Here is a 12,582-nt window from a genome sequence, read left to right on the forward strand (position 1 = left end):
TTTATCCCTCTAACTCTTTGAATATTGCCTGTAAAATTTTTTCTTTGGCTTCTTGGATATTTCCTTTGATGCTACATCCAGCAGCTCTTACATGTCCTCCACCGCCAAAAATATTTGCAATTTTATTTACATCTATTTTTTCTTTTGATCTTAAACTAATTTTTGCCTCTTCTCCTTTTTCTACTAATAGTACTGCTACTTCTACTCCTTCAATATTTCTAGCATAAGTGATAATATTTTCTATATGTGAAAGGTTTGTGTTTGTTTCTTGGAAGTCCTTTTTTAAAATTTCCATATAAGCAACTTTTCCGCCCTTATATAATGTAAGGCTATTTAAGGCTCTTCCCAAAAGTTTTGCTTTGTTGAACTTGAGAGTATTAAAAACTTTATCTCCTATTTCTTTAAATTTAGCGCCATTGTTTATTAAGTCCCCAGCTATTTGATGAGTTATAGAAGTAGTTGATTCGTACATAAATCCGCCACTATCTGTCAAAATCGCTGTATAAAAACTTGTAGCTATTTCTTCATCAAATCCTACTCCTAACAATTTAACAATTTGATAAGCTATTTCTGCTGTTGCTGCTGCGTTAGTATCTACATAATTCAATTTGGCATACAAAGTATTTGAAATGTGATGGTCAACATTAATAGTTACAGCAGAAGTTTTTAAAAGTTCTTTGGTGCTGCCCAATCTTTCTTCATCAGCACAGTCAAAAATCAAAACCACCTCCGCCTCTTTATAAAATGGTCTTGATATTTTATCAACATTAGGGACAAAATTGTACATTTCAGGGATTTCGTCATCTATGAATACATCTACTTCTTTTCCCATTTTTTTTAATACTTTATACATTCCTGTAACAGTGCCTATAGCATCTCCATCGGGTGCAATGTGAGAAGCTACGATTACACTTTTAGCATCTTTTATGTGATTAATTGCATCAATTAATATCAATTACCATCACCCTCTTGCTTGTTTAGTTCTTTTAATATTTCAGAAATATAAGCTCCGTATTCTATAGATCGATCCAATTCAAAGATAATTTCAGGAGTATATCTCATTTTTATTCTTCTTCCAATTTCGTGTCTGATGTAGCTGGCTGCACTTTTTAGCCCTTCAAAAGTTTCACGTTTATCTTCTTCATTCCCGTAAATACTTACATAAACTTTAGCATATCTAAAGTCTTTAGTAAGTTCTATATCAGTTATACTAACCATTGCTTTAATTCTTGGGTCTTTAATTTCTTCTAAAATCATCTTACTTATTTCTCTTTTCATTTCTTCTGAAAGTCGACTATTCCTGTACTGCATTATACTCATCCTTTCAACGAGGAATTTCTTCCATTTGATAAGCTTCTATTATATCCCCCTCTTTAATGTCATTGAACCTATCTATACCTATACCACATTCAAATCCTTGTTGCACCTCTCTTACGTCGTCTTTAAACCTCTTTAAAGAAGCAATTTTACCTTCATAAACTACAATACCATCCCTTACTACACGTATATCAGCATTCCTTAATATCTTGCCACTTAACACATAGCATCCAGCTACATTTCCTATACCAGGTACTCTAAAAACAGCTCTAACTTCTGCTCTTCCTAACTCTACTTCTTTATATTTTGGCTCCAACAGACCTTTCATAGCCGCTTTGATATCTTCAATAGCCTCATATATAATTCGATAAAGCTTTATATCTACCTTTTCTTTTTCTGCGAGATTTTTAGCGTTAGTCTCTGGTCTTACATTAAAACCTATTATTATGGCATTAGAAGCTGATGCAAGCATAACATCTGTTTCAGTTATTGCGCCTACTGCTCCGTGTATTACCTTTATTCTAACTTCTTCGTTGCTTAAGTCTTCAATAGATTTTTTTAGTGCTTCTACTGAACCTTGAACATCCGCTTTGATGATAATATTTAACTCTTTTACACTGCCTTCCTGTATTTGACTAAATAAGTCCTCTAATGAAACTTTTTGCTTGCGTTTAAGTTCCATTTCTTTTTGAAGTTCTCTACGTCTTTCTGCTAATTCTCTTGCTTTTTTCTCGTCCTCTACTACTATGAGTTTATCTCCGGCTTCTGGTACTTCAGAAAAACCCAAAACCTCTACGGGCATAGAAGGTCCTGCTTTTTTAATCCTTTTACCTTTATCGTCAAACATTGCCCTTACTTTTCCATAAACAGTACCTGCTAAAATAACATCTCCTATTTGCAAAGTTCCATTTTGCACAATGACAGTTGCAACAGGACCCTTTCCTTTTTCTAGCTTTGCTTCTATTATAGTACCTCTTGCTGGCTTATTTGGATTAGCTTTTAAATCTTCCATTTCAGCAACCAGCAAAATCATTTCTAAAAGATTATCTATACCTATATTCTTCTTAGCAGAAACAGGTACACAAATTGTATTTCCTCCCCATTCTTCTGGCACTAAGCCTAACTCACTTAGTTCTGTTTTCACCCTATCTGGATTTGCAGTTGGCAAATCTATTTTGTTTATAGCTACAATCATGGGTACGTTGGCGGCTTTCACGTGGTTTATTGCTTCTACAGTTTGAGGCATAACACCGTCATCTGCGGCTACTACTAGCACGACAATATCTGTGATGCTGGCTCCTCTTGCTCTCATAGCAGTAAAAGCTTCGTGGCCGGGTGTATCTAAAAAGACAATTTTTTTATCATTTATCTCAACTACAGAAGCTCCTATGTGCTGTGTAATTCCTCCCATTTCTTTCATAGTGACATTTGTATTTCTGATGGCGTCTAATAAAGAAGTTTTACCGTGGTCCACATGTCCCATTACAGTAACAATAGGAGGACGAGGTTGCAAATCTTTTTCATCATCGGGCGTTTCTTCTAATAACATTTCTAATTCATTTTTTACTTCCTCTTTGTCTACTAAAAATCCATATTCTTCAGCAATTTTAGCTGCATTTTCAAAGTCAATTTGTTGATTTACTGTAACCATTATTCCTTTAGCAATTAACTTTTTAATTATTTCTGTAGGATTGACTTTCATTTTTTCTGCTAACTCTTTTACAGTTAAAAACTCTGGAATAGTGATTATTTTAATTTCGTCCTCTTCTTTTTCTTCTGTTAAAACCATTTTTTTGTTATTCTTCTTATTTTTTTTGTTACCTTTTTTAAAGCTCTTCTTATAAACTCTTTCTTTTTCTATGTCTTCTAAATTGTCCTCAAATATATCTTCTTCCTTTTGTTGATCGACCTCTTCTGTTTGTTGTGGTTTATCACTTAATAAATCCATTATCAATTCTACTTCTTCATCTTCCAATGTGCTCATATGATTTTTTACTTTTATATCTAAATCATTTAATTTAGAAATAAGGTCTTTACTAGATAAATTTAATTCTTTTGCTAATTCATAAACTCTTGTTTTAGACATATTATTCACCTCCATAATTTTCCTCCTTTGCAGCATCCAATAATACATTTGCTAATCCTTCGTCTGTAATACCAATTACTCCGACCATTTCTCTTCCTATAGCTTTTGCCAATAACTCTTTTGTGGAATATACAATGTACGGGACTTTATTTCGTTCACACATTGTAGCAAATTTTTTAAAAGTATTTTTTGACACGTCAGTAGCCAATACGACTAAAAAGATTTTCTTAAGTTTAAGGTATTTATCCACACTATAATTGCCAGAGACAAGTTTACCTGCTTTTTTGCTTATTCCGAGCATAGAATGAAATCTGTCATTCTTCATCCTCTATCTCCCTCTTTAGTTGTTCGTAAATTTCATCAGAAATTGGTACTTCTAGCGCTTTTTCTAACCTTTTATTTTTAAAAGCTTTTTCAAGGCAATTTATATCTTTGCAAATATAGCAACCTCTCCCCGGCACTTTACCTGTTAAATCCACTTGTACAACTGAATCTTTTGCACGTCTTACAATGCGTATTAATTCCCTTTTCGGTTTCATCTGCTGACAGCCTAAGCACATTCTCATTGGAACCTTTTTGGTTTTCATCTTTTCACCTCACTTAACTTTTTACCATTGATTCACTTTTTATGTCTATTTTCCAACCTGTGAGCTTTGCCGCCAGCCTCGCATTTTGACCTTCTTTTCCAATTGCTAAAGACAATTGATAATCAGGTACAATTATTCTTGCCACTTTTTCTTTCTCATCTAAAATTTCTATACTTAACGCTTTTGCTGGGCTTAAAGCGTTCATTATAAATTCTTGAGGTTTTGAACTCCATTTGACTATATCTATTTTTTCTCCTTTTAGTTCATTGACAACAGCTTGTACCCTCGCACCTTTATATCCAACACAAGCCCCTACAGGATCTACATTTCCATCTCTGCTAAAAACCGCCATTTTTGTGCGTGAACCAGCTTCTCGAGCAATGCTCCGTATTTCAACTATTCCTTGTTGAATTTCTGGGGATTCCAATTCAAATAACCTTTTTACAAGCCCTGGATGAGAACGAGAAATTAAAATCTGAGGTCCTTTAGTAGTCTTTTTTACTTCCACAATATACACCTTAACTCTGTCTCCTGGTGCAAAAGTTTCACCTGGAATTTGTTCTGTCGGGCCTAATATAGCTTCAACTCGACCTAAATTAATGAGTACATTCTTTTTATCTACCTTGGTTACAATTCCTGTTACTACTTCTGTTTCTTTACTCAAAAATTCTTCATAAATCACATTTCTTTCCGCTTCTCTAATCCGTTGAATCACAACTTGTTTTGCGGTTTGTGCTGCAATCCTGCCAAAATTTTTTGGCGTTACTTCTATATCAACTATATCTCCTATCTGATATTTTTTATTTATTTTTCTCGCTTCTTCTAAACTTATTTCTAAGAGGTCATTGTAGACCTCTTCTACTACTGTTTTTTGTGCATAAACTTTTACATCACCTGTTTCTCTGTCCATCACAATTTTAGCATTTTGCGAAGAACCATAATTTTTTTTGTAGGCAGAAACTAAAGCAGCTTCTATCGCTTCAAACATTGTATCTTTTGGAATGCCTTTTTCCTCACAGATAGAATTTAAAGCTTCTATGAATTCTGTATTCATTATTTTATCCTCCCTCCTTAATTTTAAAACTTTATTACTGGTTTAACAAGACTTACATTCTTCATATCAAATTCCTTTCTTTCTCCATTATAGAGAATAGTTATTTTATCACCTGTAAACTCTATAAGTTCGCCTTCAAACTTTTTTCTCTTATCAATAGGAGAATATAGGGATATTTCTATTTCTTTTCCTATATTTCTTTCAAAATCGCGTGGTTTTTTAAGAGGTCTATCGAGACCGGGAGAAGATACTTCTAAAATATAACTGTGTTCTATTGGGTCTGCTTCATCTAATCTATCGCTTAAATACTCGCTAACCAGTTGACAATCATCTAAAGTAATACCTCCTTCTTTATCTATATAAACTCTCAAATACCAGTGGCTTCCTTCCTTTTTGTATTCTACATCTACCAGTTCAAAATTATTTTTTTCTAAAATAGGCATTACTAAATCCTTTGCAATTTGTTCTATTTTGGACATATCCTTCTCCTCCTAAAACTTTTATTTTTCATTATATAAACTAAAGAGTGGGAAAACCCACTCTTTGTGCAAAAAATCTATGTTGACATAACAATTATAGCATACACCTTTTACCAACGCAACACTAAAATAAACTTAATTGATTAGATTCTGGCAAATCGGTTAAACATCCATGCTGTTTTAATATTTCTATAACTGTTTTACTGACCTTTGTTCTGTTTCTAAAATCTTCAATAGATAGAAATTTGCCATTTTCTCTTTCTTGTGCAATTGTTTTGGCTGCTTGTATTCCTACTCCTTCTAGAGAATTAAGAGGTGGTAGCAATCCTTTTTCAGTAATCAAAAATTTGACTGCATCAGATTTATATAAATCTACATTTATAAACTTAAATCCTCTTAAGTACATCTCTAAAGCTACTTCTAATACGCTCAAAAGATTTTTTTCTTTAGGACTAGCATTATTTCCTTTAGCTTCTATCTCCTTTATAGCATTTTTTATTCTGTCTTTCCCTTTTAATACAATATCTAAATTAAAGTCATCTGCTCTAACAGTAAAGTAAGTAGCATAAAAGGCTTCTGGATAATGAACTTTAAAATAAGCAATTCGAAATGCCATTATTACATATGCAACGGCATGGGCCTTAGGAAACATATATTTTATTTTTTGGCAAGACTCAATAAACCAATTTGGAACACCGTGTTTTTTCATTTCTTCTATTCCTTCTGGTGTCACACCTTTGCCTTTTCTTACATTTTCCATTATTTTGAAAGACAATTTTTTGTCCATACCTTTGCTTATCAAATAAAGCATTATGTCATCTCTTGTAGATATTACTTCTTTTAATGTAGCTATTCCTTCTCTTATTATGTCCTGAGCATTGTTGAGCCATACATCAGTGCCATGAGAAAGTCCACTTATGCGTACTAGTTCTGAAAAAGTAGTAGGACGAGTGTCAATAAGCATCTGTCTTACAAACTTTGTTCCAAACTCGGGTAATCCTAAAGTACCCACAGGAGTATTTAGCTCTTCAGGGTCTATTCCCAATGCTTCTACACTGGTAAATAAGCTCATAGTTTTTTTATCGTCTAAAGGTATTTCTCTTGCATTAATTCCTGTCAAATCCTCTAGCATTCTTATAACTGTAGGGTCATCATGTCCTAGAATATCTAGTTTTAAAAGTCTTCCACTTATTGAATGGTAATCAAAGTGAGTTGTTATAACATCAGTGTCTTCGGCATCAGCAGGATGCTGTATTGGAGTAAAGTCATAAATGCTCTTGTCTTTTGGCACGACCATTATTCCACCTGGATGTTGCCCTGTAGTTCTTTTTACCCCTGTACAACCTATAGTGAGTCTTTTGATTTCTGATTTATGAACTATTAAATTGCGTTCTTCAAAATATTTTTTTACATATCCATAAGCAGTTTTATCTGCTAAAGTTCCAATAGTGCCTGCTCTAAAAACATGACCTTTTCCGAAAAGTTCCTCTGTATACTTATGAGCAATAGGTTGATATTCTCCAGAAAAATTAAGGTCTATATCTGGTTCTTTATCTCCTTCAAAGCCTAAAAACACTTCAAAAGGTATATCAAAACCATCTTTCCTCATCAAAGTGCCACAGTGAGGACAAGTCCTATCAGGCATGTCCACACCACAACCATAGCTTCCATCAGTTATAAACTCGGAATACTTACAATTTGGGCAAACATAATGAGGTGGCAAAGGATTTACTTCTGTTATTCCGCTCATAGTAGCTACTAAAGAAGAACCTACAGAACCTCTAGAACCAACCAAATACCCATCTTTTAAAGACTTAGATACTAATTTTTGAGCTATAATATACATGACTGCATATCCATTGTTAATTATAGAATTTAATTCTCTATCTAAGCGATTTTGTACTATTTCCGGCAAAGGGTACCCGTATATTTCATGAGCCTTATCTAAAGTAAGCCTTCTTAATTCTTCTTCAGCTCCTTCTATCACGGGAGGAAATGTTCCATCTGGTATGGGTTTTACTTCTTCTACAAGGTCAGCAATTTTATTAGGATTATCGATTACAATCTCTTTTGCTACTTCTTCCCCTAAATATTCAAATTCTTTTAGCATCTCATCAGTTGTTTTAAAATACAAAGGTGGTTGCCTATCTGCATCCTTATATCCTTTTCCTGCCATTAAAATTTTTCTGTATATATTATCCCATGGATCTAAAAAGTGCACATCTCCTGTTGCTACTACTAATTTATTGTATTCTTTACCTAAAAGATAAATTTTTCGATTAATTTCTTTTAATTCTTCTACGCTTTTTAATTCTCCTTTTTCAACTAAAAACTCATTATTTCCAACAGGCTGTATTTCTAAATAATCGTAAAAAGAAATAATATTCTCTAGTTTCTTTTCTTCTAAGTTAGATACAATTGCCCTAAAAACTTCCCCTTGTTCACAAGCAGAACCAATGAGAAGGCCTTCTCTCCTACTAATAAGTAAACTTTTTGGAATCCGAGGTGTCCTATGGAAATATTCCAAATTAGACTTAGAAATTATTTCATATAAATTTCTCAGTCCTTTTTGATCTTTTACTAAAATTGTAACATGATAGGAAGGAAGTTTCCGTATGTCAACTTCACTTTCTCTTAATATGGCATTTATATCTTTTACTTTTTTTACTCCTAATTCTTTTAATCTATCAATAGTTTTTATAAATATTTCAGCTGTAGCTCTAGCATCATCTACTGCTCTGTGGTGATGTTCCAATTTTACCTGCAAGTGTTCAGACAGTGTATCTAGCTTGTAATTTTTCAAATCTTTATATAAATGCCTACTTAGTTCTAAGGTATCTAAAACCGCATTGTTTACATTTAAATTAAATTTTTTAGCTTTAGATTTTATAAAAGACACATCAAAATTTGCATTATGAGCTACTAAAACACTGTTAGAAGCAAACTCTAAAAATTTAGGTAATATTTCTTCTATAGAAGGAGCATCTTTAACCATGGATCCGTCAATTCCAGTAAGTTTTGTAATAAAAGAAGAAATAGGGATTTGGGGATTAACAAAAGTTTCAAAAGTATCTATTATTTTGCCTTCTTTTATTTTTACTGCACCAATTTCAATTATTTCATCATTTATATTGGAAAGACCTGTCGTCTCTATATCAAAAACAGTAAATTCATCTTCTAAAGTAGCTTCTGTATCTCCTGTTACAATAGGTACACCATCATCCACCAAATAACCTTCTACACCGTATATGACTTTTACACCGTATTTAGAAGATGCTTCCATTGCTTCTGGAAATGCCTGTACAACTGCATGGTCTGTTATAGCAATGGCTTTGTGTCCCCATTTTGCCGCTCTTTTAATCACTTCTGTTGCAGAGGCTACTGCATCCATACTACTCATTTGCGTGTGTAAGTGAAGTTCCACTCTTTTTTCTTCACTTAAGTCCTTTCTTTCTTTTGGAGATGTTAGCTGAAGGTCTTTTAAACTTATTACTAAGTCTCCTTCATATTTATCGTAGAAAACTTTCCCTCCTAATTTTACAAAACTGCCTACTTGGATATTCTCTTTTAAATAAATATACTTTTCCTCAGTTAAAAAAGCTTTTACAAGTATTGATGAAGTATAATCAGTTATATCAAAAGTCATTAAAATTTTGGACTTTAATTCCTTAAACTCGAGAGAAAAGATTTCACCTTCTATTATTGCTTCTTCTGTTTCTGCAGTGATATTTTTAATGGATATTGCTTCAGCTTTTATTTCCTTTCCTAAAAGTACTTGGGAATCTTCTTTATCCTCAATTTTTTCTGTCGTTTTGCTAGTTTCTTGCTTCTGCCCGCTTTTAGCGATTTCTTCAATAATTTTTATATCTTCTTCCATTATTATTTTTTCCATTGTATCTTCAAACTCTTCTAAAAGGACTAAATTTATTTCTGCTTCAAACCCATATTTATCCCTTAAAAATTTCTTAAGAACAAAATCAATTTTATTGCTTTTTATAAATTGATAGACTATTTCGTTTGGAGCTTTAATTATTATCTTTTGATTTTCTGTTACTACATCACAGGTTTTTAAAAAACTAAGAGAAGTGGGATATTCTTCGCTTATTTTTAAAATTATTTCTTCAAAATTATCTACTATGTCTTGAAGATTATTAAATTTTTCTTTTTGTTCTATTACGACTTCTACTTCCTTAATTAAAGGAAATTTATGAAGCAAAAAATCCCGGAAGTTCTTTATCTGAGAACTTGCTTGATTGTTTGAGGATACACTTACAATTAATTTTCTCTCTTTTTTTAATAGTTTTACTTTTTTTATTTCAATTTCCTGCAGGAAAAATGCTGGAATCATCAAATCCCTCTTTCTAAATCCACATTTTCAGAATATCAAAATACATTTTTAATCGCGCATAAAAGCCTTTAACTAATCCCAGCTTTTCTTCTTTCATGACATGACTCATATTCTCAAGAGGCACATTTACCACTCTTAACTTATTCTTTTCAGCATGTCTATTTAAAGCAATTTCTACTCCGAATCTACTGATTTCCATCTCTTCAATGTTTTCTAAAAATTGCCTTTTTATTGCCCTTTGTCCTGACAAAAAAGGTGCTATTTTTTGTGCAAAATCTGTAGATTTTCTTCCACCAGAAAAAATTCCAATTGTCATATCTGCTTCATTTTTTAATACAGGAGATACGAGATTTACAAAATGTTTTTCAGTAAGTCCAATCAAATCGGCATCTAACATAACAATAATATCACCTTTAGAATTATCTATTCCTGCTTTTAATGCTTTTCCTTTTCCTTGATTTTTTTCTAAATTGACAAGCTTCACATTGTATTTTGATGCTTGTTCTTTTGTATCATCAGTAGAACCATCATTTACAACTATGATTTCATCAATCAGGTCTATTGTTTCTAAGACTGACAAAACTCTCCCAATATTTTTTCCTTCATTAAAAGCTGGGATTACAACAGAAATCATTAAGAATCCTCCTCAAGTAATTTTTCAATTTCTTTCATCAATTCTTCTACTAACTCTTCTTCTTTAACTTTTTTATAAACTTTTCCTTTTTTAAAAACGATTCCTTCTCCATCTCCCCCTGCTATTCCTATATCTGCTTCTTTTGCTTCCCCCGGCCCATTTACAACACATCCCATAACAGCGACCTTTAAAGGCTTTTTAATATTCCTCGTCTTTTTTTCTACTTCTTCTGCTAACTTTATTAAGTTAATTTTTGTTCTGCCGCAGGTAGGACAGGAAATGACTTCGACTCCTTCTTTTAAAAGACCTAAAGAACGTAAAATCTGCTTTCCTACTCTCACCTCATGAACTGGGTCACCCGTTAAAGAAACTCTTATTGTGTCTCCTATTCCTAAATAAAGCAATGTTCCTATTCCTATAGCAGATTTTATAGTGCCCGCTTCAATGGTACCTGCCTCTGTTATGCCTAGGTGCAATGGATAGTCTACTTTCGAAGAAGCTAGCTTATAAGCCTCTATAGTAAGTGGTACATTTGTAGTTTTAAGTGAAATAACTATATCATAAAAGCCTAACTTTTCTAAAATTAAAACATTTTTTAAAGCGCTTTCCACAACTGCTTCAGCAGTTATTCCCTTGTATTTATGTAATATTTCTTTTTCTAAAGAACCAGAATTTACACCTATTCTAATAGGAATACCCTTTTCTTTTGCTATTTCTACCACTTTTTTGATATTCTCTTCTCTTCCTATGTTTCCGGGATTAATTCTTATCTTGTCTGCTCCATTTTCAATTGATTTTATAGCTAATCGATAATCAAAATGAATATCTGCTACCAAAGGAATATTTATATTTTTCTTTATTTCTTTTAATGCTTCAGCTGCTTCCATATCCGGAACAGCAACTCTTATAATATCACAGCCTTCAGCTTCTAGCCTTTTTATCTGCTCTATTGTTTTTTCAATATCATGGGTATCCGTGTTAGTCATAGACTGAACCAAAATTGGATTATTTCCTCCAATTTTTTTATTGCCTATTTTGACTTCGCGAGTAATTTTTCTCATTTTTATCACCTTTTAAAAAATACGCAGAATATCTCTATAGGTTATAAAAATCAACAAAGCAATCAACAGTAAAAACCCTAAATAATGAATATAGCCTTCTTTTTCAGGTGGCAATGCTTTACCTCTTACTGCCTCTGCTAACACAAACAAAATCCTTCCACCGTCTAAAGCCGGTAGTGGCAATAGATTAAAAATGCCTAAATTTACGCTTATAAGAGCAGAAAAAGCTAGTAAATTTATAACACCTGTTTTAGCCACTGTTCCAACAGCTTGAACAATTCCCACAGGTCCCATAATATCATTGACAGAGACCTTTCCGGTTACTAACATTACAAAAAATAAAATAATAAGTTTTGAAAAATATATTGTCTGATTGATGGCAGTTTTAAAGGCAAGAGAGATAGAACGCTCATAGTCTGGAACAATTCCTATCATTACCTTTGAAGCGTTTTTATCAAAAATTGGTTTTACTTGTTTTTGTAAAATCCGATTTCCCCTTTGAATTTCAATTGTCAATACTCGCTCTCCATTAGAACTTATGGCTTTCTCTAACTCCTCCCATGTATTTATTTTTGTATTATTTACCATTACAATTTTGTCCCTCGGCAAAATTCCTGCTTTTTCAGCGGGATATCCTTCCATTACGGATTTTACCTGTGGTATCGGACTTCCTATATTAAAAAATACAATAAAAAGCAATAAAAAAGCTAATAGTATATTCATTAAAGGACCTGCAGCAAAGACAGCTAACCTTACAGGCCAAGGCTTATTTACTATAGCACGCGGGTCATTAGATTTTTCATCTTCACCTTCTAAAGCAACATAACCACCGAATAGCAATGCTCTAAAAGAATACTCTGTTTCTCCGTATTTCTTTTTAAAAAGTCGTGGACCAAAGCCAATAGAAAATTCATTTACTCTAGCTCCAGAAAGTTTTGCGACGATAAAATGTCCAAATTCGTGAAACATTACTAAAACGCTTAAAACAATTATACTTATCAATATTGTCAAAATGT

Annotated in this window: 11 protein-coding genes; all 11 read right to left on the reverse strand. The window is 32.7% G+C overall.

All coding sequences use genetic code 11. The annotated features are described in order from the left end of the window. Position 1: 1 nt before the first annotated feature. A complete protein-coding gene (locus THYS13_RS02770) occupies positions 2-955 on the reverse strand; it encodes a bifunctional oligoribonuclease/PAP phosphatase NrnA (RefSeq protein WP_042833057.1) in 954 nt (317 codons plus the stop codon). Next, positions 952-1,311 (reverse strand): 30S ribosome-binding factor RbfA, encoded by a 360-nt coding sequence (gene rbfA, locus THYS13_RS02775; protein WP_042833058.1) that lies wholly within the window; start codon positions 1,309-1,311, stop codon positions 952-954. The genes THYS13_RS02770 and rbfA overlap by 4 nt, the downstream gene beginning before the upstream one ends. 13 nt (positions 1,312-1,324) lie before the next feature. Next, the gene (gene infB, locus THYS13_RS02780) at positions 1,325-3,418 is read right to left on the reverse strand and encodes a translation initiation factor IF-2 (RefSeq protein ID WP_042833059.1); all 2,094 of its coding nucleotides are present in this window, start codon (positions 3,416-3,418) and stop codon (positions 1,325-1,327) included. Then, on the reverse strand, positions 3,405-3,728 hold the full coding sequence (locus THYS13_RS02785) for a ribosomal L7Ae/L30e/S12e/Gadd45 family protein (RefSeq protein ID WP_029689071.1): 324 nt from the start codon (positions 3,726-3,728) through the stop codon (positions 3,405-3,407). Before THYS13_RS02785 ends, infB begins: the two co-directional genes overlap by 14 nt. Further along, positions 3,718-3,990 (reverse strand): RNase P modulator RnpM, encoded by a 273-nt coding sequence (gene rnpM, locus THYS13_RS02790; RefSeq protein ID WP_029689070.1) that lies wholly within the window; start codon positions 3,988-3,990, stop codon positions 3,718-3,720. Before rnpM ends, THYS13_RS02785 begins: the two co-directional genes overlap by 11 nt. 13 nt (positions 3,991-4,003) lie before the next feature. Then, positions 4,004-5,044: a transcription termination factor NusA gene (gene nusA, locus THYS13_RS02795; RefSeq protein ID WP_042833060.1), complete on the reverse strand. Its 1,041-nt coding sequence runs from the start codon at positions 5,042-5,044 to the stop codon at positions 4,004-4,006. Positions 5,045-5,067: 23 nt separating this feature from the next. Beyond that, positions 5,068-5,523 (reverse strand): ribosome maturation factor RimP, encoded by a 456-nt coding sequence (gene rimP / locus THYS13_RS02800; protein ID WP_042833061.1) that lies wholly within the window; start codon positions 5,521-5,523, stop codon positions 5,068-5,070. A gap of 124 nt (positions 5,524-5,647) precedes the next feature. Continuing rightward, positions 5,648-9,871, reverse strand: coding sequence for a PolC-type DNA polymerase III (locus THYS13_RS02805; RefSeq protein WP_042833062.1), 4,224 nt, complete (start codon positions 9,869-9,871; stop codon positions 5,648-5,650). Between the two features lie 13 nt (positions 9,872-9,884). Beyond that, positions 9,885-10,505, reverse strand: coding sequence for a glycosyltransferase family 2 protein (locus tag THYS13_RS02810; protein WP_029689066.1), 621 nt, complete (start codon positions 10,503-10,505; stop codon positions 9,885-9,887). Continuing rightward, positions 10,505-11,566 carry a flavodoxin-dependent (E)-4-hydroxy-3-methylbut-2-enyl-diphosphate synthase gene (gene ispG, locus THYS13_RS02815; protein ID WP_042833063.1) on the reverse strand — a complete coding sequence of 354 codons (1,062 nt, stop codon included), beginning with the start codon at positions 11,564-11,566 and terminating at the stop codon, positions 10,505-10,507. The genes THYS13_RS02810 and ispG overlap by 1 nt, the downstream gene beginning before the upstream one ends. A gap of 12 nt (positions 11,567-11,578) precedes the next feature. Then, the gene (gene rseP, locus THYS13_RS02820; protein WP_042833064.1) at positions 11,579-12,577 is read right to left on the reverse strand and encodes an RIP metalloprotease RseP; all 999 of its coding nucleotides are present in this window, start codon (positions 12,575-12,577) and stop codon (positions 11,579-11,581) included. Between the last annotated feature and the right edge of the window lie 5 nt (positions 12,578-12,582).

Origin of the sequence: Thermoanaerobacter sp. YS13 (assembly GCF_000806225.2) — a bacterium.
Taxonomy (GTDB): domain Bacteria; phylum Bacillota; class Thermoanaerobacteria; order Thermoanaerobacterales; family Thermoanaerobacteraceae; genus Thermoanaerobacter; species Thermoanaerobacter uzonensis.

What these genes read in the sequence shown, in the direction of transcription:
- infB (WP_042833059.1), bottom strand. Translation starts at nt 3,418, where the DNA reads ATGGAGGTGAATAATATGTCTAAAACAAGAGTTTATGAATTAGCAAAA.
- rbfA (WP_042833058.1), bottom strand. Translation starts at nt 1,311, where the DNA reads ATGCAGTACAGGAATAGTCGACTTTCAGAAGAAATGAAAAGAGAAATA.
- THYS13_RS02810 (WP_029689066.1), bottom strand. Translation starts at nt 10,505, where the DNA reads ATGATTTCTGTTGTAATCCCAGCTTTTAATGAAGGAAAAAATATTGGG.
- THYS13_RS02785 (WP_029689071.1), bottom strand. Translation starts at nt 3,728, where the DNA reads ATGAAGAATGACAGATTTCATTCTATGCTCGGAATAAGCAAAAAAGCA.
- rnpM (WP_029689070.1), bottom strand. Translation starts at nt 3,990, where the DNA reads ATGAAAACCAAAAAGGTTCCAATGAGAATGTGCTTAGGCTGTCAGCAG.
- ispG (WP_042833063.1), bottom strand. Translation starts at nt 11,566, where the DNA reads ATGAGAAAAATTACTCGCGAAGTCAAAATAGGCAATAAAAAAATTGGA.
- rimP (WP_042833061.1), bottom strand. Translation starts at nt 5,523, where the DNA reads ATGTCCAAAATAGAACAAATTGCAAAGGATTTAGTAATGCCTATTTTA.
- nusA (WP_042833060.1), bottom strand. Translation starts at nt 5,044, where the DNA reads ATGAATACAGAATTCATAGAAGCTTTAAATTCTATCTGTGAGGAAAAA.
- THYS13_RS02805 (WP_042833062.1), bottom strand. Translation starts at nt 9,871, where the DNA reads ATGATTCCAGCATTTTTCCTGCAGGAAATTGAAATAAAAAAAGTAAAA.